The 22,408-nt window shown below is 40.6% G+C and carries 16 protein-coding genes and 1 pseudogene; 11 read left to right on the top strand and 6 right to left on the bottom strand.

What is annotated here, in order from left to right; translation table 11 throughout:
• Positions 1-40: 40 nt before the first annotated feature.
• From dnaE to FTU34_RS03845, 11 genes and pseudogenes are all read left to right on the top strand, one after another.
• The gene (dnaE, locus tag FTU34_RS03890; RefSeq protein WP_180034773.1) at positions 41-3,613 is read left to right on the top strand and encodes a DNA polymerase III subunit alpha; all 3,573 of its coding nucleotides are present in this window, start codon (positions 41-43) and stop codon (positions 3,611-3,613) included.
• Positions 3,614-3,664: 51 nt separating this feature from the next.
• Positions 3,665-4,507 (top strand): RNA methyltransferase, encoded by an 843-nt coding sequence (locus tag FTU34_RS03885; RefSeq protein WP_180023821.1) that lies wholly within the window; start codon positions 3,665-3,667, stop codon positions 4,505-4,507.
• Positions 4,500-5,309 (top strand): serine O-acetyltransferase, encoded by an 810-nt coding sequence (gene cysE / locus FTU34_RS03880; RefSeq protein ID WP_078193554.1) that lies wholly within the window; start codon positions 4,500-4,502, stop codon positions 5,307-5,309. The genes FTU34_RS03885 and cysE overlap by 8 nt, the downstream gene beginning before the upstream one ends.
• A 105-nt stretch (positions 5,310-5,414) precedes the next feature.
• Positions 5,415-6,329: an ABUW_2363 family tetratricopeptide repeat lipoprotein gene (locus FTU34_RS03875; RefSeq protein ID WP_078193555.1), complete on the top strand. Its 915-nt coding sequence runs from the start codon at positions 5,415-5,417 to the stop codon at positions 6,327-6,329.
• Positions 6,330-6,457: 128 nt separating this feature from the next.
• Positions 6,458-8,464, top strand: a complete 2,007-nt coding sequence (locus tag FTU34_RS03870; RefSeq protein ID WP_180034849.1) for a triacylglycerol lipase — start codon at positions 6,458-6,460, stop codon at positions 8,462-8,464.
• Between the two features lie 515 nt (positions 8,465-8,979).
• Positions 8,980-9,195: a hypothetical protein gene (locus FTU34_RS17840; protein WP_257226210.1), complete on the top strand. Its 216-nt coding sequence runs from the start codon at positions 8,980-8,982 to the stop codon at positions 9,193-9,195.
• A 145-nt stretch (positions 9,196-9,340) separates the two neighbouring features.
• Positions 9,341-9,484, top strand: a pseudogene (locus FTU34_RS17835) (diguanylate cyclase domain-containing protein); the annotation flags it as partial.
• Between the two features lie 518 nt (positions 9,485-10,002).
• Positions 10,003-12,633, top strand: coding sequence for a DNA mismatch repair protein MutS (gene mutS / locus FTU34_RS03860; RefSeq protein WP_180034772.1), 2,631 nt, complete (start codon positions 10,003-10,005; stop codon positions 12,631-12,633).
• A gap of 384 nt (positions 12,634-13,017) precedes the next feature.
• Positions 13,018-13,341: a ferredoxin FdxA gene (fdxA, locus tag FTU34_RS03855; protein ID WP_004651686.1), complete on the top strand. Its 324-nt coding sequence runs from the start codon at positions 13,018-13,020 to the stop codon at positions 13,339-13,341.
• A 138-nt stretch (positions 13,342-13,479) separates the two neighbouring features.
• A complete protein-coding gene (locus FTU34_RS03850; RefSeq protein ID WP_111883778.1) occupies positions 13,480-14,202 on the top strand; it encodes a D-Ala-D-Ala carboxypeptidase family metallohydrolase in 723 nt (240 codons plus the stop codon).
• A gap of 131 nt (positions 14,203-14,333) precedes the next feature.
• A complete protein-coding gene (locus tag FTU34_RS03845) occupies positions 14,334-14,999 on the top strand; it encodes an O-methyltransferase (protein WP_180034771.1) in 666 nt (221 codons plus the stop codon).
• A gap of 211 nt (positions 15,000-15,210) precedes the next feature.
• On the opposite strand, the gene FTU34_RS03840 is transcribed toward FTU34_RS03845, so the two are convergent.
• From FTU34_RS03840 to FTU34_RS03815, 6 genes are all read right to left on the bottom strand, one after another.
• A complete protein-coding gene (locus tag FTU34_RS03840; protein WP_078193559.1) occupies positions 15,211-16,053 on the bottom strand; it encodes a universal stress protein in 843 nt (280 codons plus the stop codon).
• Between the two features lie 130 nt (positions 16,054-16,183).
• Positions 16,184-16,801: a DapH/DapD/GlmU-related protein gene (locus FTU34_RS03835; protein WP_180034770.1), complete on the bottom strand. Its 618-nt coding sequence runs from the start codon at positions 16,799-16,801 to the stop codon at positions 16,184-16,186.
• Positions 16,794-17,393, bottom strand: a complete 600-nt coding sequence (locus FTU34_RS03830) for a YigZ family protein (RefSeq protein WP_180034769.1) — start codon at positions 17,391-17,393, stop codon at positions 16,794-16,796. The genes FTU34_RS03835 and FTU34_RS03830 overlap by 8 nt, the downstream gene beginning before the upstream one ends.
• A gap of 102 nt (positions 17,394-17,495) precedes the next feature.
• Positions 17,496-18,686, bottom strand: a complete 1,191-nt coding sequence (locus tag FTU34_RS03825) for an HlyD family type I secretion periplasmic adaptor subunit (RefSeq protein WP_078193562.1) — start codon at positions 18,684-18,686, stop codon at positions 17,496-17,498.
• Between the two features lie 3 nt (positions 18,687-18,689).
• The gene (locus tag FTU34_RS03820; protein ID WP_180034768.1) at positions 18,690-20,816 is read right to left on the bottom strand and encodes a type I secretion system permease/ATPase; all 2,127 of its coding nucleotides are present in this window, start codon (positions 20,814-20,816) and stop codon (positions 18,690-18,692) included.
• Positions 20,813-22,336: a TolC family protein gene (locus FTU34_RS03815; protein WP_180034848.1), complete on the bottom strand. Its 1,524-nt coding sequence runs from the start codon at positions 22,334-22,336 to the stop codon at positions 20,813-20,815. The genes FTU34_RS03820 and FTU34_RS03815 overlap by 4 nt, the downstream gene beginning before the upstream one ends.
• Positions 22,337-22,408 lie beyond the last annotated feature (72 nt).

Here is a 22,408-nt window from a genome sequence, read left to right as displayed (position 1 = left end):
GCATGCTAAAATCAGCAGCTGTTTTCGCAGGGACTCATCTATGCACTTTGTACATCTTGGTATTTTTACAGAATTTTCCATTACTGAATCTATTGTACGTATACCTGATCTTGTAAAAGCTGCAGCTGCAGATGAAATGCCCGCTCTGGCCATTACTGACCTTTCAAATCTACATGCTGCTGTAAAATTCTATAAAAAGTGCTTAGATAAAGGCATTAAACCCATATTTGGTTCAACCATTCGTCTGAATGATGCTGAACACAAAGCTACTCTTCTAGCGATGACCAATAAAGGTTGGCGCAGTCTAACAGAGTTGGTTTCTGAAGGTTATATTTCAGGTCAACAGCTTGATATTCCTTGCGTAAAAAAAGATTGGATTTTAAATCAACACCAAGACTTGATTGTTTTACTGGGTATGCAAAGTGATGTCGGCAAAATGCTTTGCTCTTCTAACCCGCAAAAAGCTGAACCCCTGTTAGCTGAATGGGTCGAAAAATTTGGCAATCGTGTTTATCTAGCGATTACACGAACTGAGCGCTCGGGTGAAGAAGACTTTATTCACGAAGCAGTAAAACTTGCGAAGAAATTTAACATTGGTGTGGTTGCTCATAACGATGTGCATTTTATACGTAAAGAAGATTTCGAGGCACATGAAGCACGCGTTTGTATTGCCGATGGCTTTGTCCTCGGTGACAATCGTCGCCCTAAAAATTACAGTCCTGAACAGTATTTTAAAACTGCCGAGGAAATGACGGAGCTGTTTGCAGACATTCCAACGGCTATAGAAAATACCTATCACATTGCGCGACGCTGTAATGTGTCATTACGTTTAGGCTTCCATGACCTTCCCGATTATCCAATTCCTGAAGGTCATACAATTGACACCTATTTTGAACATTTATCAAAAGAAGGTTTAGAAGAACGTTTAGCGCATTTGTACCCTGTCGAACAACGTGGTGACGACTGGCCAGAAATTCGTAAGCCTTATGATGAACGTTTGGCTTATGAAGTCGGGATCATCCTGACCATGCAATTCCCAGGTTACTTCCTGATTGTCATGGACTTTATTCAATGGTCTAAAGGTAATGGCGTCCCTGTTGGTCCAGGCCGTGGTTCGGGTGCAGGTTCCTTGGTTGCCTATAGTTTAAAAATTACCGACCTAGACCCACTACGTTATGACCTACTGTTCGAACGTTTCTTAAACCCTGAACGTGTATCAATGCCCGACTTTGACGTCGATTTCTGTATTGCAGGTCGTGACCGTGTTATTGACTATGTTGCACGCACCTATGGTCGAGATGCGGTCTCTCAGATTGCAACTTTCGGTACCATGGCGGCAAAAGGTGCAATTCGTGACGTAGCCCGTGTCTTGGGTAAATCTTATGGTTTGGCTGACCGTATTTCTAAAATGATTCCGACCAAGCCTTTAGGTTTAAGTTTGGAAGAATCCATTGAGGCCGAACCACAACTCAAAGACATTGTCACCAATCCATCTAACCCAGATAACGAAGATGCAGCCGAAATTTGGGAAATGGCACTCAAACTTGAAGGCATTACCCGTAATACAGGTAAACATGCCGGTGGTGTGGTTATTGCACCAACGAAGTTAACTGACTATTCGGCTGTCCTATGTGATGCAGATGGAACTAACCGTGTAGCCCAATTCGATAAAGACGATGTGGAAGCTGCAGGTCTAGTTAAATTCGACTTCTTGGGCTTACGTAACTTAACGGTAATTGAAGATGCCATTAAGCACATTAATGCCCGTCCAGATATCACTACACCTGTCGATATCTCCTTGATTCCTTTGGATGACAAACCTGCCTATGCTGTGTTCGCAGAAGCAAATACCACAGCGGTCTTCCAGTTTGAATCCGTCGGCATGAAAAAAATGCTGAAAGAGGCACGTCCAAGTAAGTTCGAAGAAATTATTGCTTTCGTGTCTTTATACCGTCCAGGCCCGATGGATCTGATTCCTGACTTTATTTACCGTATGCATGGTGGCGAGTTTGAATACTTACATCCATTACTAGAAAGTGTCCTTGAGCCGACATACGGCATTATGGTGTATCAGGAACAGGTAATGCAGGCAGCGCAGTTCTGTGCTGGCTATAGCTTGGGTGGCGCGGATTTACTTCGTCGTGCCATGGGTAAAAAGAAAGTCGAAGAAATGATTAAGCACCGTCAGATCTTTACTGAAGGTGCTGCAACCAAAGGTATTGATGCAGATACGGCCAACCATATCTTCGATTATATGGAGAAATTCGCAGGCTATGGTTTTAACAAATCCCATGCCGCAGCCTATGCTCTTGTTGCATATCAAACCGCTTGGTTAAAAGCACATTTCCCAGCTGAATTTATGTCAGCAGTGATGACCTCGGAAATGCAGAACACGGACAACGTGGTGTTCTTGATCGATGACTGTCGTATTAATGGTCTTGAAGTCTTACCACCTTCGGTCAATATGTCTTTATATAATTTCCATGCCTGCGATCCACAAACCATCGTCTATGGTTTAGGTGCGATCAAGGGTGTCGGTGAAGCTGCCATGCAGTCTGTGATTGACTCACGTATCCAAGATGGCCCATATAAAGATCTGTTTGACTTCTGTCATCGTATTGACCTAAAAAAAATCAATAAGCGCACGCTTGAAGCATTGATTCGTGGTGGCGCATTGGATTGTTTAGGATTAGAACGCGCTGACTTGATGGCGCAATTACCAGAAGCTGTACAAGCAGCTGACCAAGCCCGTACAAACCGCGAAATAGGGATGATGGATTTATTTGGTGAAGTTGAAGAAGTTCAGCGTAAACCTTCTAAACCTGTTAAACCGTGGTCTGATGAAGTTCGTCTTAAAGGTGAAAAAGATACTCTTGGGCTTTATCTAACAGGTCATCCGATCGATGTGTATCGATCGGAGCTAAAAGCCTTTATTTCACAGCGCATTAATGAGCTTACGCCTACACGACGTGGTGTCACTACAGTATTTGCAGGCCTAGTCGTCGATATTGCCAACTTCCCGAACCGCATGATGGTGACGCTCGATGATGGTACTGCACGTATTGAAGTGTCTGCGAATCACGAACGTTTTAACCGCTTCAAAGATGTGATTCAAAACGAAAAAGTGGTCGTCATTGAAGGTGAAATTTACGAACGTGAAGGTTTTGATCGGCCAATGGGTCGCTTAACTAAAGCCTTCAGTTTGAATGAAATCCGTCAAAAACGTGCCAATGCCATTCAAATTAAATTAACACCTGAACATTTTAGTAAAACGCTATCACGCGACATCCAAAATATTTTACTACCTTTCTGCAATGTCGATATGTGTACGCATATACCTGTGCAGTTATATATTGACTATCCATATGCGACGGCCGACATTCATTTGGGCTTAAACTGGAAAGTTGCCCCACTAGATGAATTACTGTCTAAGCTGCGTGACTACTTTGGCAAAGAATCTTTGCATGTCGAATATCATGTCAAATCCAAAGCTGCCAAAGCGGTAAGTTATGAACAAGCCTCTATTCCTGCGCAGGTTCCGCCACCGCCAGATGGGATGAGCATGGATGATGCCATGGATTTATATCAAGCAGAAGCCAATCAATTTTCTTAAAGTTTAAACGCTGTTTGAACTGCTTTTTTAAATAAACATATTGGAAATATCATGAATCAAACTGACAATGCTGCGGTTTCAGCACATCTCTCCCATGTGCGTATTGTCATGGTGAATACAACATTACCCGCAAATATTGGTAGTGCATTACGTGCCATGAAAACCATGGGACTTTCAAAGTTGGTCTTAGTTGCACCGAAGACTTACCCGCATCCGGACATTAATGCTTTGGCTGCCGGTGCTGTCGATTTAATTGATCAAATTGAAATCGTTGAATCATTAGAAGAAGCTATTAAAGATTGTCATATTGTCTTTGGTACTAGTGCGCGTAGTCGTACCATCCCATGGCCATTACTCGACGCTCGCCCTGCTGCCGAAATGTCTCTCAAAGCGGTCTGTGAACAACAGCAAGAAATTGCCGTGGTGTTTGGCCGTGAAGACCGTGGTTTGACCAATGAAGAATTGGCAATGGCCAATTATCACGTCACTATTCCAGTAAATACTGAATATGGCGTCTTAAACGTTGCCCAAGCGATTCAAGTCATTTGTTATGAAATGCGCATGGCCGCCCTTGCACATACTGAGTTAACTGCAAATCCTGATGCCAATATGCATGTTACCAATAACATCGATATGGAATGGGACGAACCTTTGGTGACCCATGAAATGATGGAACAGTTCTACCCGCATATTGAAAAAATGCTGGCAGAGATTGAATTTATGGATCCAAAAAATCCAAGATTATTACCTTTACGCTTGCGTCGCCTATTTGGACGTATACAATTAGATCGTATGGAATACCACTTATTACGTGGCATCTTTAGCCGAGTACAGGCTTTAAATAACGGAACATGGAAAAAATCTACAGACAATGAGGATCAATCTAATGCTTAAGCAGCTCAAAGAAGATATACAGGCTGTATTCGCGCGCGATCCTGCTGCACGAAATACGCTCGAAGTCTTAACGACTTATCCAGGAATTCATGCCTTAATCATGCATCGTATGGCACATGAACTTTGGAAAAAAGAGTGTAAAGGCTCAGCTCGTCTATTGTCTTCTTTTAGCCGCTTTGCCACAGGCATTGAGATTCATCCGGGTGCGAAAATCGGTCGTCGTTTCTTTATTGACCACGGTATGGGTGTGGTGATTGGTGAAACAGCTGAAATTGGTGATGATGTCACCCTCTACCATGGTGTGACCTTAGGTGGCACGACTTGGAACAAAGGCAAACGTCACCCAACTTTGGAAGATGGTGTAGTGGTTGGCGCTGGTGCAAAAATCTTGGGCCCATTTACGGTGGGTAAAAATGCCAAAGTCGGTTCAAATGCCGTCGTGACTAAAGAAGTTCCTGCAAATACTACTGCTGTGGGCAATCCAGCACGCTTTATCACCAAAGATAAACCAAAAGATGAAGCGGAAACACGTCGTCGCGACTATGCAGAAAGTATTGGTTTCCAGCCTTATGCTGCAACCCAAGACCAAACTGACCCGATGTTAGAAGGTATGCGTGTATTGTTAGATCGTATTCAGCACAATGAAAAACGTATGAATAATTTGTGTCAGCGTTTGTCTCTCCTTGACCCAACGTTCAAAAAGCAACAGCTTAATGAACAACCTTTTAGTCAGGAAGAACTTAAAATCATTGAAGATGTGCGCCGCGAATGCGAAGCTCAAAGTACTCAATCTAAAGCTTAACCAAAAGCAATCAGAATAAATTGCCTTTAACTTGCATGTTGTTCAGAGTTTTTTTAGACTGACCAACATGCTTTTTTTATAAAATAAATTTAATGGATGAATCATATGACGCTTAAGCCCTTGGCAGTTGCTTGTATTGCTTTAACCCTTGCCGCTTGTGGAAGCGCCCCAACTAAAAATAATGCTCCTAAAGATGCCATGATTTTTGTAGAGCCTGAACTGACTCCACCTTTCTACGCACTCAACCCATTTAACTACGATGCACCACCTCCTTTTGAATTAAATTTACAAAAAGCTGCAGCACAGCCTGTGACTAAGATGGTGGTAACTAGCCCAACCGACCCATCTAAGCAATTAACCCTTGAAGAAAACCGCCTGATTATCCCCACTGTTGACAGCAAAGAACGTTCGATGAAATTTGCTGCTTTAGCAGGTGACAATGAAATCGACATTACTGAAATTGATGATTTCTTACAGCTTGTTGAAGGTAAAGCACGTCACTATCCACCACGTTTTGTTCAACGCCAAGAACGCAAAGGGTTTGAGCTTAAACTCAAGGAAGTTACGCAAAAATTAGATACGCTTGCGTCTAAAGACAACGCCTCTTTTGATATTTTAGTTCGTGCATTTAAAGCCAGTGTGATGGCACGTAACCTTGATTTGGGTTCTGTGTACACAACTAAATCATTAACTTACGCACAACGTATTTTAAAAATCAACCAAGATGATGCAGAAGCAAACTTCTGGTTCGGTTTTGGTTTATCTGAAGGTGGTGGTCAACGTGAAGCGATTCCATACTTAGACAAAGCAATGAAAGCCGGTGTTCAAGAAGCGTATCTTTCTGCAGCAAATAACTATATTGCCATGGAACAAAAAAAGAACGCCATTCAGGTTTTAAAGAACTATAAAGTTAAATATCCACAAGAAGCAGAAGTTGCTGATCGTTTAATTCAAGAAATTGAAAAGCAAGGTCGCTGGAATGTTTGGCAAGTTTTAAATCCACCTAAAGCTGCGTCTTAAATCAGACGATTTAGAAAATTCTTTTGAAAAAAGACCGTTTTAACGGTCTTTTTTCATTTAAGGTGAATTGAAAATCCTGACAATTATCGTATGATTTGAAGATACTTAACCTTATGCGCGGCCTCTTTATGCAGCAAAATATTAAAAAAATACTGCTCCTTGGAATCATAAGTACAAGCGTACTGAGTGGATGTCAGGTCGTCAGTGTCAAAAATCAAAAACTCAATGTTTCGATTGCCAATGAACGTGAAAGTATTATTTCTCGAAACAAACTTAGCGAAGCCAGTTTAAATGTCTTGTCGATGACAGGTCGGGAAGCCAAAGCCTGCACAGAAGACCCGAAAGCCTGTGTTGATGAGTTACAACAAATTCCTCAGATTCAAGATGAACAATTACTTTCTACAGCAAGTGAATTATATTTAGCTAAAGCTATAGAATATGAATCTTCTTCAGCCTGCAAGTTAGGTGTGCTCAGTAGTCACAAATCTGAAGAAAAACAAAAAATTGAACAAGACACTTATAATAAGTGCTTAGATCAACAATTGATACTTCTCGATAAAAGTATTCGCTATAGCTATGCGTACATGTTTAAAACCAAACGTGCGCCTGCTGATCGTATTTTTGATAACCGTCAAGTTCAAATCCGTGATTTCTATAATCAAGGGATTGCCAAATTGGTTAGCAGCTATGCACTACGTTATAAGCCGCAAGAAGTCACCCAACAGATTAAAGTCGGACAAACCACCTATCACATAGACTTCAGCCACTACCCAGAACTCAAAAATCGTAAAATTGAACAATTGATGTCAACCTATAATCTTAACTTCTCAGGTTTACGTTCAATTACCCGTCGAGATGGTTTTGGCTCCGAATTTCTTGTGGTTTTACCCGAAGAACATACGATTGAAACAGGCAAAGCCAAATATATTATCAATCCGATTGATTTTAAATATCCGTCTGGTTCAAATCCTAATATCCATCAAGCGCGCTATTTAGCTGCAACCTTAACGGCTGAACCTCTAAGCGCTGCAACTACAGTTGATCAAATTTTGAATCAACATGAGTTTCAAATTAAAGCTTACGACCCGTATAAGTATGAACAGGTCAATATTGCCAATAAAAACTATGCGCTTGCTGCCAATTTTTCTGCTCCATATGGTCTTTGGTTAGCACAAAATAACTTGGGTAAGGCAGCTTATTTATCACTGATTGACCGAGATGAAAAACTGACGATGCCGCATCTCTACATGCTTGAACCATATAATCCTGACAAGAAAGTTATCGTCTTGGTACATGGTCTTGCTAGCAGCCCTGAAGCATGGATTCGTCTGACTAACGATATTATGGGCGATTCAGTGCTACGTGAACATTATCAAGTGTGGCAAGTCTTCTATTCAACGAATATGCCGATTATTGAAAGCCGCTTCCAAATTTATTCCATTTTGACTCAGACCTTTAGCAAAGTAGACGCCAATGCCGCAGCTAAAAAAGATGCTGTTCTAGTCGGTCATAGTATGGGCGGCATTATTGCACGACTACTGGTCAGCCAAGCCGATACCACGCAAGCAGCTTTGAAAATGATGAATTCACGTCAATTAAATCAGTACCGAAATATTCCAGTCGTGAAGCAGCGTATGGTGATTGATGATATTCCAAATTTCAGCCGCGCAATTTTTTTAGCTGCACCTCATCGCGGTACAGAATATGCAGATCGCTGGTTTACCAAAGCCGCTCGAAAAATTATTAAACTCCCAGGAGCTTTTTTATCGGCCATGGGTGATGTGTTAACTCAAGAAGAAGACCTGAAAGATTTATTTCGTGAAATTGACCATGGCTTGATCCAAAATGGACCAAGTGACTTAAGTCATCAATCAAAATTTATCGCGCTCACTGAAAATATTCAGCCGCGTAAGGGTTTGAAGTTTCATTCAATTATGGGAAATAACACCAACAGTCAAGATAAAAATATTATGACGGATGATATCGTACCATACACTAGTGCTCATCTAGAGGGTGCTGTTTCAGAAAAAATCATTAAAGGGGGTCATTCGATTCAAGAAACCCCTGAAGCTGTACTCGAACTACGCCGTATATTACGTTTGCATTTGATTGAACTTGGCCTCTATAAACCATAAGGCAATACAGCATTTAAATCGATCTACATATTTTAAAACCGATCTCAGGATCGGTTTTTTTATTTCTGCATTGACTTGAATATGCCATTATTCAGGTAGTTACTATATAAGCTTTTTTTTAATCATTTTAAAACTCAAAGGCACTCGTTGAACTTTACATAAACCTTATATTGGAGATAAATTATTGTAAAATAAAGACAAAATATTGTGCGCTTTTCCTAATTATTTAATGCGCATATCGAATTATGAAATTATAAGGCTTAAAGTCACTTCATCTGGATGAAATTGGGGGTTAAATCATAACTATATAAAATTAAGTATATTTTACGTCAAGTTTATAATCCATTTATCAACCGCTCTACCGTGATGAAGTGGCGAAAGAATTTCGTTTTCGCGGAATCATTATTTTTCTCCTGTATGCCCTGTCATGTACGGGGGATTTATCAAGTGATCCCATAACGCAGTTTTTTGTCGATTCCTCTGTATATTTGGGTAGTGTTTATCATTCTGATTGCATGGGATTTATCTTTTGTTCCGCATTAAACCCATATTTTAATGTTTATACTTGTCTAGGCTCGATGTGCGCTGTTGCGATCATATTTATCATCTTTACTGTGATTTGTAATGATCACAATGATGCGCTATTACATGCAGCCATGAAGTATGCCTTGGTCATCATCTATGCCTTTGTTGGTATGCGTTTTTATATTGCCATGGTTGCGGGTTGGTAGAACATGACCCACTGACTGGGCTAGCAAACCGTCGTCCGTTATAAGGAGCTTTAGAACAGCTATGGCATTATGCCCTACGCCATCAACAGCCTTTAAGCATCATGGTGATCGATATCGATTTTTTGAAAATTAAAATGATCATTTAGGTCATCAGGCGGGTGACATCTGCCTCACACAAATTACTGAGGTTTTGTCTCAAATCACCAATCGAAATGGTGAGTTAGCTGCACACTATGGCAGCGAAGAGTTTTTACTCCTCTTTAGGGTGTTAACTGAAGCTGAAAATTGAACCTTTGGCAGCCGATTTATTATGCAGAATTTAATTACTCGAACTTCCACATCCAGCCAGCCATATGTCTAAATTTGTGAAGATTAACATCGGTACGAAAACGATCATTCCATCTAAATCTTATAAAATTCAGAAATTTATATAGGCTGCCGATCGTGCACTTTACCTTGCAAAAGGCAGCGGTCGAAACCAATATCGATTAGCTGAGGCTGAAGCGCAGCTTGATGTTTGAGTCAGTCTATCGCTTTGTAAATGTATCCATTGTTGAATTTACACACAGACTTTTTAGCGTTTATAAATAATATTTTGACTGCTTTTTTTACATGCAGACAAACCTTTTCTGGCATTTTCCTGTCACTTTTTTTGCTAGAATCAGCAACACGATTTGTTAACGTACACCTGTGGTTTTGAACGAAGAGACAATATAAATATAAGGACTTTTTCTAAATCCAATTTTCATCAAAACAGTGTTTTTCGTTTAGCAGCGCACAAATTTTTATTTTAAGGTATTTCGTTTCATGCAAGCTGATAATTCCAAAGTTGACCTTTCAACCCTGACCCCGATGATGCAACAGTACATGTCAGTCAAAATGCAAAATCCGCATTCACTGATGTTTTATCGGATGGGTGATTTTTACGAGCTCTTTTTTGAAGATGCGCATAAGGCAGCAAAACTTTTAGGAATTACACTAACACATCGTGGTAAAGCCAATGGTGAGCCTATTCCTATGGCGGGTGTCCCGTACCATGCAGCTGAAGGCTATTTAGCACGCCTTGTAAAAAAAGGGGAAACGGTGGTGATCTGCGAGCAAATTGGTGAGGTATCAGGTAAAGGTCCAGTTGAGCGCGGCATTGTTCGTATCATTACCCCGGGGACATTAACGGATGATGCACTAATTGCCTCTCATCAAAGTTCAAATTTAGTCGCGATCTGCTTACAACAAAATCAGATCGGGATTGCTTTACTAGACCTCAGTGCAGGTATTTTCAAAGTTCAGCAAATGGACTATCAGCTGGAACAATTAGCAATCGAACTTTCACGTTTAATGCCGAGCGAAATTTTGATTGATGAAGATCTTATTGATCCGAATATTGTCGAACAAATTAAACGTCAATTAGACTGCCCTGTCACTAAACGTCCAAACGTCGACTTCAATTTAAATAACGCACAAAAAACGCTGTGTGACCAATTTGCAGTTGCCACACTTTCAGGTTTTGGTATTGACCATTTACCTTTGGCGAAAGCTGCCGCAGCGGCTTTGATTCACTATGCAAAAGTGACTCAAAAAACTGCTTTACCCCATATTCGCAGCATTCAACTCGAACAAAGTAGTGATTTCGTGGCGCTCGATCCCGTCACTCGTCGTAACTTAGAACTGATTGATCCTTTATTTGAACATGGCACTTCCCTGTTCCAACTGATCAATGATTGCCAAACTGCGATGGGTGGCCGTCTATTAAGTCGTACCTTAATGCAGCCTTTACGAGATACCGCTTTATTGGATGCACGTTTAGATGCATCACAAGCGATGCTGCAAGGCTATCATGAGTCTCCGATCCGCTTAGTTCTCAAAGAAATTGGTGATATTGAACGTGTGCTATCTCGTGTAGCTCTCGGCAGTGCACGTCCACGAGACCTAGTTCAGTTACGTCAAACTTGTGCACAAATTCCCTATCTTCGACATGCACTTGAACCGATTATTCAGTCACACCAATCTAAGCTGATCGCTCAGTTAAATGATGAAATGGGTGATTTTCACGGCTTACATGAGCGTCTCATGTCTGCCATCGTAGAAAACCCGCCAGTGCTTTTACGTGATGGAAATGTGATTGCCGAGGGTTTCGACACTGAACTTGATGAACTGCGTAAAATTCGTGACCATGCAGGACAATTCCTCATTGATCTCGAAATCAAAGAGCGTGAACAAACCGGAATTTCAACCTTAAAAATTGGCTATAACCGTGTCAGTGGCTACTATATTGAACTCACTCGAGCGCAGGCTGAGCAAGCACCTGATCATTATATTCGCCGCCAAACCCTAAAAAATGCGGAACGCTACATTACCCCTGAGTTGAAATCTTTTGAAGATAAGGTGCTTTCGAGTGAGTCACGTGCATTAGCGCGCGAAAAAATGCTCTTTGAGCTATTACTTGATGAGTTACGTGCAGATATTGGCAACTTACAAATGATGAGCGCCGCTATAGCGCAAATTGATTTACTGGCTAATTTTGCCCATCAAGCTCGATTACGAAATTGGTCACGTCCTGAATATAGCCCTGAAGTTGGGATCAAAATCAAAGCCGGACGTCACCCAGTTGTGGAATCTCTGAGCAAATCAGCATTTACTCCAAATGATACTAGTTTGGACTTTAATCACCGCATGGCGATTATCACAGGGCCAAATATGGGCGGTAAATCGACCTTTATGCGCCAAACTGCCTTAATCAGCTTATTAGCCTACTGTGGTAGCTTTGTCCCTGCCCAATCTGCCGTATTAGGGCCGATCGATCGGATATTTACCCGTATAGGATCTGCCGACGACTTGTCTACAGGCAAATCAACCTTCATGGTGGAAATGACTGAAACCTCTCAGATTCTTCATCATGCAACCAATCAATCACTGGTACTGATGGATGAAGTTGGGCGTGGTACGAGTACCTATGACGGCTTATCTTTGGCGTGGGCATGTGTACTCGATCTCACGCGTCGTATTAAATGTTTATGCCTATTTGCAACGCATTATTTTGAGCTCACCGAGTTAGGCAAAGACGCCAATATAGATAACTATCATGTGACTGCTCGTGAGCTAAATGGCAACCTGATCTTACTGCATAAAGTTCAACAAGGCCCGGCGAGTCAAAGTCATGGTCTACAGGTGGCAAAGCTTGCAGGTATTCCTGCGGCAGTGATCAAAGAAGCACAAAATCGCCTTCGCATTTTAGAAACTCAGCAAAAGCAGCAACTCAATACGGCAGTACAAACCGATTTATTCTCTGCACTAGCAGAGCCAGAAGTCATCGAACGCGTGGTTGAAGTTGAAAAAACATCGCCCGTACTTGATGCCTTAGCAGATTTAGATGTCGATAACTTAAGTCCACGTGAAGCACTACAACAACTTTACGCCTTGAAAGATTTACTTAAGATCTAATTAAGCAGAAACGATAGATAAGAAACGCAAAGAGCACCTATAAAGGTGTTCTTTGCATTGACACCATTCAAACGCGTAAATTAGTGAATGTTTGCTATCTACCACTGCGGCTATTCAGCAATAAATTGATAAAAAATTAATGTTCTAAAATGTTTCATGCTTAAAATGCACATAAAAATATTGTTCGATAAACAGATGTAATTTAATTAGTTTTTGAGTATGATTCTCATTCATTGTGAAATTTACATAAATTGTTCAGTTTTTAGTGATTTTAACAGCACTGCATATAATAATTATCAATAAAAGGAATTGTTAGTTACCCTATTTTTTGCCTAAAATACACCATTAGTTTATTAGAACCATATTTTTTAGGTAGCTGTCGCCATGACCTTTGTTGTCACTGAAAACTGTATTAAATGTAAATATCAAGACTGCGTAGAAGTTTGCCCTGTTGACTGTTTCTATGAAGGTCCAAACTTCCTTGTTATTAATCCAGATGAATGTATCGACTGTGCGCTATGTGAACCTGAGTGTCCAGCTAACGCGATTTTCTCTGAAGATGAGTTACCTGAAGGTCAAGAAGTATTTATCGAACTTAATACTGAACTTTCTCAAAAATGGCCGAACATCACTCAAATTGGTGATCAACCTGCCGACCGTGAAGAGTGGAACGGTAAAGCTGATAAATTACAATATCTTGAAAAGTAATTTTACGCTTTCATGAAAAGATCAGCATATGCTGATCTTTTTTTATACTTAAAGCACACATTTCATTGCAAATTATTCAAATTTTCTCAATCAAATTGGATTAAAATAGAACGAGTTTATAAATAATTGATTTCTATAATGAAGCATTTACTCAAGGGATTATTGTCCGTTGCAATATTCCCTCTTGTTTTCATTGGTTGTACAACTACACCACAAAAACAAGGTCACACTATTACAACTCCCGACGGTAAACGTATTTACATACCTCAAGAAAAAGTGACGACCCTCAGACAAGCCCCGCCTAAAGTGGTGCCTTATGCATACAACTCATGGGTCGCGTCTGTTGATAATTTACGTCGCGTTCGAGACTATGAAGTCTTTTTAGAGAAAAATGGTGTAGGCAATATCATTCCATCATTTGAGCTGATGCGTACTGCACGTGATTGGCAAAAATGTGGTCGCTCAGAATATATGGTGCCTAACCGTGAATTATGGCAAAACCAAATTGCAACCTTACGTGTCTTTAAATATTTAGTAGCTGCAAATATCTTAACGGACTTTGAAGTGACTTCGGTTTATCGTGATTTGCCTTTGAACCAATGTGCCGGTGGTGCAAGTTCATCTCGTCACCTATATAACTCGGCGATTGATTTCCGTATTGGACCTGCGTACCCGCAGCCCGAAGACTACAGTTATATTGAAAATACCAAGTTCCGTTTATGCCAATTTTGGTCACAACACGGGCAGAGTCTCAATATGGGATTAGGTTTATATGCCAGCGGACAAATTCATATTGATACTCAAGGCTACCGTACTTGGGGACCTGATCACTCAAGTCGCTCTTCAATGTGTAATTACTAAAACATTACATCGTCATATCAAGACCTCTTCGGAGGTCTTTTTTGTACATAAAATATTCAAATACAGAACAATAAATTGCGATGTTAGTGGAAAGGTTTAAAATGCTTGCATCAATCACGAGGTGCGACAACATGCAACAAATGTGGACAGACATTGATGCTTACATCGATTCACATTTAATTCCTGAAGATCCAATATTGACCCAAACACTTCAACATACGGATGAACGTGGCTTTCCTGATCATCTTGCTGTAGCGGCTAATCAAGGCATGCTGCTTCAAATGTTAATCCAAATGAACAAGTGTAAACGCGTTTTAGAACTTGGAACTTTTGCAGCCTACAGCACTATGTGGTTAGCACGCGCATTACCTGATGATGGTTACATTCTGACCATTGAAGGTCGTGATACACACGCGGCCCTCGGTCAAGAAAATATTGATAATGCAAAGCTTACACAAACGATTGAACTGAAATGTGGTCGTGCGGCAGATATTTTACGTGCCCTTCCTGAAGATACCGAACCTTTTGACTTTATTTTTGTCGATGCAGACAAACAGAGCTACCCTGAATATTTAGAATTAAGCTTAAATTTATCTCATTCAGGTACAGTGATTGTTTTAGACAATGTAATTCGTGCAGGCGAGATTCTGAACGCTGAAAACCACAAACCAAGCATTGAAGGTATCCGTGATATGTTCAAAGCCATGCAAAATCATCCGAAAATTTTATCTTGCACAGCACTTCAAACTGTTGGTTGCAAAGGTCATGACGGTTTTGCAATTGCAATCGTTAAATAATCTCAATCGAGGTGTTTTTTAAACACCTCGAATAAAGGTATAAAAAACAATCAATATAATATTTTATTTCAAAAACAATTACTTACAAATACTACACACAGAGTTATCCACATTTTTTGAGGATAACTCTGATTATTTTTAAATCAACAACTTATTATTTATTTACTCGTAATTGTCCGTCTATTAAATCAACTCTGTTCGTTTGCTCAACTTATTTTACAACCAACAATGGAACACTCGAATTTCTGAAAATACTGGTGGTGATACTGCCCAAGAAGAACTGATGGATTTTACTGTGGCTAAAAGCGCCAAGTACGATTAACTGAATACCATGCTCTTGTTGATAGTCCAGAATATTTTCCGAAACATCGCCATAACGGTATTCTGTCACCACATCGAGACCGGCATTGGTTAAATAATTTTTTGGATCATCCAAGATTTGTGGGTGATCTCCAACATAAACCAAATGACATTGTAAGAGTTTGAGTAGATCACTTTGTGCCACACGTTTCATTAACTCAACGCATTTAGGCGAATATTCATAGGCAAAAATAAAGCGAGTCGGTGGTTTAAACGTTGGTCCTACGGTCATAACTGTACAACTTGCACCACGAATAAAGTTTTCAACATTACTACCGAGCGGCTTATTGCGCTCTGCTGAACGTTCACCTACCCGACCAATTAAAACAATATCGTCATCTTGCAAAATATTAAAACTTTGCTCTAAGAAGTCACCCTTTTCCTGAATATGGGTGGTTTGAATCCCATGCTTATCTTGGATCATTTCAGAAATGTGTTTGAGCAAGTTATTACTATAATCTAACGCTAAATCACTTTGTTTTTGTTCTAACTCCGCGAGTTCTTTTAAGAGCATGGCATTACTTTCAAATCCAATCACGCCACTGATTTCACCTAAGTGATAACTTGCCGGATAGTAATCAAGTATTTGTAGTAAAACCAACTCGCGGTGAGTTTGTTTAGCAACCCAAGCAGCAGCATCAGCTAGTGCATTAATGCATGGAGAAGAGTCGATACAGGCGATAACTCGTTTCATGATTAGCCCTCGTTTTATTATTGCTTGGCTATAAAATGTTGTTTGTTATTTTTAACTTATCACAACTCTGTTTCACTGTGCATGCAATTGTGTAAGCATAAAAAATATTTATGACGTATTTGGCGATTATTTATTCACGATATCGAATGAATTTTGCAGGATTTCCAGCAATGATTGCACGCGCTTCGACATTTTTCGTCACCATACTGTTCATACCGACTACAGCCTGCTCAGCAATGTGAATGCCATCCTTGATTCCAACATGCGCACCTAGCCAAACATCACGTTCTATCTCAATCCCTTGTGATCGTACAGCTTGCTGATAGATCGGTTGATTGACATCCATTCCATGATCAAAAGCATATAAATGGCAATACGCCGCCATACGGACTTGATTGTGAATTTTGATGCCCACGCGCCCACCATCTAAAATACAGTGATGATTGATCGCCACTTCATTGCCAATTTCTATTGGGCCATGCAGGGTGCAATCCGCCGCAATAAAGCTGTTATCTCCAATGACAATCTTACGTCCCGGTTCGGCAAAAATATGAGCCAATGGCGATATAAAACAGTTTTCACCAATTTCAACAGTTTCCATCGATTTGAGATAGTCTTGATATTCCTGTTGCCAAGCTTCGGCCCAACCACGATTTTTCGGTTTGAGTGACCAATACAACCAAGGCATATAATTCAGACGATGCTTATGTTGCTCTCGATATTTCAATAATGGATCTTGTTCATTCATCTTCAGCAGCCTCTACGATATACAGTTGTTCACGTCCGCGAGTTACATCTTGAATCTTTAACTGTAGCGGTTGGATTTGATGAATTTGCAATGATGCAAGTACATTTACGCCCTGAGCTGTATAGTCTTCCTGAAATTCAATTTGCTGCTGATTGAGTTCATATTGGAAAATTGCCCATTCATTAAACTGACAACTAAATTGCACTTTTTTCTTCTCAATTAGTTCAATTTTTTCAGCTTGTAAAAGGCATTGACCTGCACAGCCACCATAGGCACGTACCAATCCTCCTGTCCCGAGCTTAATTCCGCCATACCAACGATTAACCAAGACCAACACGTTGGTTAGGTCATTCCCTTCTATGGTTGCTAGAATGGGCCGACCTGCTGTGCCTGAAGGCTCACCATCATCATTAAAACGTACGGTATGTCCAATTTTCCATGCCCAACACTGATGTGTTGTTGAGATATCTTTATGGGCTTCGAGAAATTCTTTAACGGCTTGTTCATTTTCCACAGGAACTGCGATGGCTTGAAAACGACTTTTTTTAATGTCTTCTTCATATTCAAACTGTGCGGCGAGTGTAAATGGCATAACGTCTTTAGATCCTGTATCAAAGGATATTATAGCGTTTTTTGAAAGACTTACATCCACAAAAAAGCCCCCAATACTGGAGGCTTGATTGGCACTGCGCTATTAACGTTCGCGAAGTGCTTCTTTTGCTTTATTGAATGGCTTGATTAAGTACTCAAGTACAGTTTTCGAGCCGGTACGGATATCAACTGTCGCCACCATACCCGGAGTGATACTAAAACTTTTACCTTCTTTATTGCTTAATTTATCACTATCTGTACGGATATAAACACGATAATAGAACTGATCTTGTTTCACTTCATCACGTAAAGTATCTGGTGAAATGACGGTCACTTTACCTTTTAGACCACCATAGATCGAATAGTCATATGCCGTAATTTTCACTAAGGCTTCTTGACCCGGACGAATAAAAGCAATATCTCGCGGTGAAATACGTGCTTCTACCAAAAGCTGTTCATCCAAAGGTACAATGGTCATCAATTTACCATTTTGCGGAATCACACCGCCCAATGTCATCACATCAATCTCTTTGACCACACCACGAACTGGAGATTTAAAAACGGTACGGCTGAGTGTATCTGATTTGCCTTTCACCACTTGTTGCTGTGATTCAATATCAGTATTGGCTTTCGACAATTCTTCCCGTGATTTTACCAAATATTGGTTACGGACATCATTTAACTGATTTTGTAAGTCATTCGCTGAACGCTTTAAACGAAGTACTTCAACTTCACTTGCTGCCCCTTTAGCAACGAGCGGCTCAGTCATGGCCAATTCTTGTTGAACTAACACCAATGCCTGTTTTAAGCCGGCAACAGATTCTTCCAAGTTTGCACGACGTGAATGATATAAAGCTGTTTCTTCCTTCACTAAAGCTGGAATCTTTTGAACATCTTCAGGAAAGGTTAATGGTGTACCATTCACTTCTGCACGTAAACGTGCTGCTGTCGCACGAGATGCCACAAGTAAAGACTCGGTTTCACCAACATTTGATGCGAAGCGCGTTGGATCGAGTTGCGCAAGGACTTGACCTTGTTCAACAATTTGACCTTCCTTCACATTCAACTTGGTTAAAATACCTCCCTCAAGCGACTGAACAATTTGTTCTTTCGAAGATGGAATCACTTTACCTGTCCCTGTAGAGACTTCTTCTAATTTAAACAACCAAGCCCAAACTAAAAGGATTGCCAGACCAATCGTAATAATCCAAATGATTAAACTCGATTTCGGTAATGGTGGCTCTTTAAAGCTGACTTTGGTCGAGCGTTGTATTTCTTGTTTATTTTCACTCATGATTTAAGCCCCAGCTACTTTTTTCTGAGCATTCTGATTCAGAATTTGATCACGAGGCCCATCCATGACAATTTTACCTTCGTTCACCACAATAATGCGGTCAACCAACTCAAGTACCGCACGGCGATGTGTTGCTACCACCATAGTTCGGTTTTGTAAATAATCTTTTAAATGATCGATCAATTGTTTCTCAGATACGTCATCAATCGCTGCTGTAGGTTCATCAAGCAATAGAATATTGGGTTGACGAATCAATAAGCGTGCAAGCAGCAAGGCTTGGCGTTGACCGCCAGAGAAGCCTACACCACCTTCTAAAATGATATGGTCTAACCCTTCTTTTTTCTCTTGAACAAAGTGAATTGCACCCGTAATTTTCAGTACTTCAATCAATTGTTCATCCGTAGCCAACGGAGCACCCAAGGTCAAGTTTTCACGAATCGTACCGTAGAATAACTGTGCATTTTGGTTCAATAGCCCCATATCACGACGCACATCTGCGGGGTCGATTAAAGACAGTTCAATCCCATCTAATTTAACTTTGCCTTGTACTGGCGTTTGCATACCCGATAACAATTGGAGTAGCGTCGACTTACCAGCACCGTTACGGCCCAAAATTGCGATCTTTTCTCCTGCCTTAATTTCCAGTTTTGGAATTAAAAGACTTGGACGTGGATCATCATCACCATACTTAAATGAGACCCCATTGAGTTCATAATGACCGTTGATCGATGGTCGATGAATGAGGTGAGAATAATCCGGTTGATCGACAGGTTTCTTCATGAGCTCATCCAGACCAGCTTTCGCCACTTTGGCTTGTTGTAAACGACCTAATACCCCTGCCAATGCAGAAATCGGTGCTAACATTCGTGAGGACAAAATCGAACAAGCCACCAAAGCACCTGTAGTCATTTCACCTTTCATCACAGCAAAACAGCCGACGAGTACAACGATTGCAAATGTTAGACCCTGAATTTTTTGTGTCCATGCCGACATTAAGCCCACGATTTTACGTTGACGCATACTGACATCAGCAGACACTTCATTCATGTGGTTCCATTGGTTTTGGAAGCGTGATTCCGCACGAAGTAATTTGATATCTTCCATGCCTTGCACAGATTCAACCAATAAGGCATTACGAATCGAAGACTCGCGCATACCCATTTGTGCAAGTTTAGCCAATGGTTTTTGCGCCAAAATCCCTGGAATAATCATCAAAGGAACAACCAACAGCATGACCCAAAATAGATTGCCACCAATTAACCAGAAGATGAACAAGAATAGGAAAAAAAACGGTAAATCGGCAATCGCGGTAACAGTCGTCGAGGTGACCATCTCGCGCACACCTTCTAATTCACGAATCTGTGAAATAAAAGTACCTGTTGATTTTGAACGTTCGCTATTTTTAATTCTTAATGCGTGACCAAATACACGATCGGAAATTTTCAAATCGGCACGTTTACCAATAATATCCGATAAATAAATTCGTGAAACACGTAATGCAAACTCAAATATCGCTGCAATTAACACCCCACCCGCGAGTACCCATAAGGTCGGCACAGATTGAGATGGAATGACACGGTCGTACACGTTCATTGAGAACAAAATAGTGGCTAGAGCCAAAATATTCGCCATTAATGAAGCGAACATAATGTCTATATAACGTTTCCAGTCTTTTAAAACGATCGACCAGAACCAATTTTTTTCAAACGGCTTGATGTATTCATCGACACGTGCATCGGGTACAGATGACTCTGGACGTAGAATATATATATTGCGAACGCCATGGCTCAATCGTTCAATAGAGAAGACTTGAGATAGGCCTTCATCACCGCTTAGTTGAACACTGGCATTACCGTCTACGTCGATGCGTTCTACCACACCCACTTCACCACCGATAAACTCAACCAATACAGGTAAGCGCCATGGATTGAGCAGATTTATGTCGTATTTGTTTTTACGAACACTTAATCCAATTTGGCGTGCCATAACTGCGACCAGTTCATCGGCATTTTTGTGTTGATCCCAATCCAACTGCAACCGTATACGTTCTTCAGAGGGTTCAATTCGATAATGCTTTGCAATATTCATAACCGCTTGTAGCCACGGTTGATAATTTATTGTATTACTCATGGCTGAACTTCAAACCCCTGAATAGATATATTATTAAGTTCATAAATATTTCGTGAACGTCCTGTCACTTGGATGTACTGCGCAAGTGCTGAGTAGATATCATATTGTGATGTCACAATTTCTTGTGCGGCACTATGTATGGCTTGCTCTGCATTCAGTAGATCGACAACCGTTCGAGTTCCTAATTTATATTGTTCTTGATACAGCTCTTTGGTTCTTACCGTTGTTTCACGACGCTGCACCAATATCGACATTTGACGCTTTTTATTTTCGATTTGTTCACGAATCATTCGGACTTGATCAATCACATCCAAATACACTGTATTTACTTGTGCTTTAGCTGCTTCTTCAGCATAGCTTGCGGCACGTGTTTGCGCTGCGATTGCTCCACCTTGGTAAAAATTACTGGTCGCTTCCAACATGATTGAACTATATAAACCATCATCTTTGTCATTATTTGGATTACGGCCATTCACCGCCTGACTCAGACTGCCTTTGACATTGAGTGTTGGATAAGCACTTAATTTTGACTGTTGCTTTTGCAATTTGGCAATTTCAACCCCAGCCTGAGCTTGCATCATGCTCGGAATCATCTTGAAGTCAGGATCATCATACAATGCCGCTGCAGTTAAGATCCGATCGGGTATCACCCAATTGATCTGACTTACATCAAAACCTAACAAGGTACGAAGTCGCTGTTGGTACTGTCGAAGTTGAGTTTCTTGCACAATTAAATTTGATTCTGCAGCTTCTAAATTTGACTTGGCTTGAATAGGGTCTGCTTGACTACTGATCCCTGCGGTTGCACGTAAATTAGCAATCTCAGCAATCCGACTCACACCGGCAATTTGCTGCTGCGCAATTTTAGCCACTTCTTGATATCGTTTAATGTTGATAATTGCATTTGCAACATCAAAAGAAACTTCATCTAAATTTACAAGTACATTAGCCTGCTCTTGTAACATTTTTGCTTCTTCGATACCGACAGCACTTTTGGTTTTACCAAAGTCATATAGCATCTGCGTCGCATTTAAAGACACCAACTGACGTCCACGCTCGCCTTTTGTCAGATCTGCAGTACTTAATCCACCTGAAATTTGGGGATAATATGCAGCATTCGCAAGGTCAATATTGGCGTTTTGCGATGCGACTGTAGCAATACTTTGTGTGATTTCTGGACGTCTTTGGACGGCGATATGTATCGCATCAATAAAACTTAGATTCTTCGCTACTGTGTTTGGATTATAGCTGCCTTGTTGCGTTCGACCATAAGCAACGGCTGGCATTTCTTGGACACGTGAGGTATCAAGATTATATTTACTCAGTTCGGTGACGTTAATTTTTTCAGCAGAAGGTTTAGGCTTATTAGGTAAAAAAATCTTATCTAATGTCTTTTGAATGGTCGATTGTGTAGTGCTAGTATCTGCTGCATACACTGAACCAATGGAAAAGGGTAATAATAATATACAAAAGAAATTGCACTTATTTTTACGCGGACGCCCAACTTCTGGACCATTCATCTTTCGTAATCGCATGATTTTTGCAGGTCGTATTTTTAGTTTAAAGTATACTGAATTCTTGTTAATTTTTTA

The sequence above is a fragment of the Acinetobacter sp. YH12094 genome (genome assembly GCF_013419295.1).
Lineage (GTDB): Bacteria > Pseudomonadota > Gammaproteobacteria > Pseudomonadales > Moraxellaceae > Acinetobacter > Acinetobacter amyesii.
The sequence above is the reverse complement of the archived record's forward strand: the minus strand, read 5'-3'. Positions and strand labels throughout refer to the sequence as shown.

Coding starts and splice junctions, on each gene's coding strand:
- FTU34_RS03885 (WP_180023821.1), top strand. CDS start 3,665: ATGAATCAAACTGACAATGCTGCGGTTTCAGCACATCTCTCCCATGTG.
- FTU34_RS03875 (WP_078193555.1), top strand. CDS start 5,415: ATGACGCTTAAGCCCTTGGCAGTTGCTTGTATTGCTTTAACCCTTGCC.
- cysE (WP_078193554.1), top strand. CDS start 4,500: ATGCTTAAGCAGCTCAAAGAAGATATACAGGCTGTATTCGCGCGCGAT.
- FTU34_RS03825 (WP_078193562.1), bottom strand. CDS start 18,686: ATGAGTGAAAATAAACAAGAAATACAACGCTCGACCAAAGTCAGCTTT.
- FTU34_RS17840 (WP_257226210.1), top strand. CDS start 8,980: ATGGGATTTATCTTTTGTTCCGCATTAAACCCATATTTTAATGTTTAT.
- FTU34_RS03850 (WP_111883778.1), top strand. CDS start 13,480: ATGAAGCATTTACTCAAGGGATTATTGTCCGTTGCAATATTCCCTCTT.
- FTU34_RS03815 (WP_180034848.1), bottom strand. CDS start 22,336: ATGAATGGTCCAGAAGTTGGGCGTCCGCGTAAAAATAAGTGCAATTTC.
- dnaE (WP_180034773.1), top strand. CDS start 41: ATGCACTTTGTACATCTTGGTATTTTTACAGAATTTTCCATTACTGAA.
- FTU34_RS03820 (WP_180034768.1), bottom strand. CDS start 20,816: ATGAGTAATACAATAAATTATCAACCGTGGCTACAAGCGGTTATGAAT.
- FTU34_RS03845 (WP_180034771.1), top strand. CDS start 14,334: ATGCAACAAATGTGGACAGACATTGATGCTTACATCGATTCACATTTA.
- fdxA (WP_004651686.1), top strand. CDS start 13,018: ATGACCTTTGTTGTCACTGAAAACTGTATTAAATGTAAATATCAAGAC.
- FTU34_RS03830 (WP_180034769.1), bottom strand. CDS start 17,393: ATGCCATTTACACTCGCCGCACAGTTTGAATATGAAGAAGACATTAAA.
- FTU34_RS03835 (WP_180034770.1), bottom strand. CDS start 16,801: ATGAATGAACAAGATCCATTATTGAAATATCGAGAGCAACATAAGCAT.
- FTU34_RS03870 (WP_180034849.1), top strand. CDS start 6,458: ATGCAGCAAAATATTAAAAAAATACTGCTCCTTGGAATCATAAGTACA.
- mutS (WP_180034772.1), top strand. CDS start 10,003: ATGCAAGCTGATAATTCCAAAGTTGACCTTTCAACCCTGACCCCGATG.
- FTU34_RS03840 (WP_078193559.1), bottom strand. CDS start 16,053: ATGAAACGAGTTATCGCCTGTATCGACTCTTCTCCATGCATTAATGCA.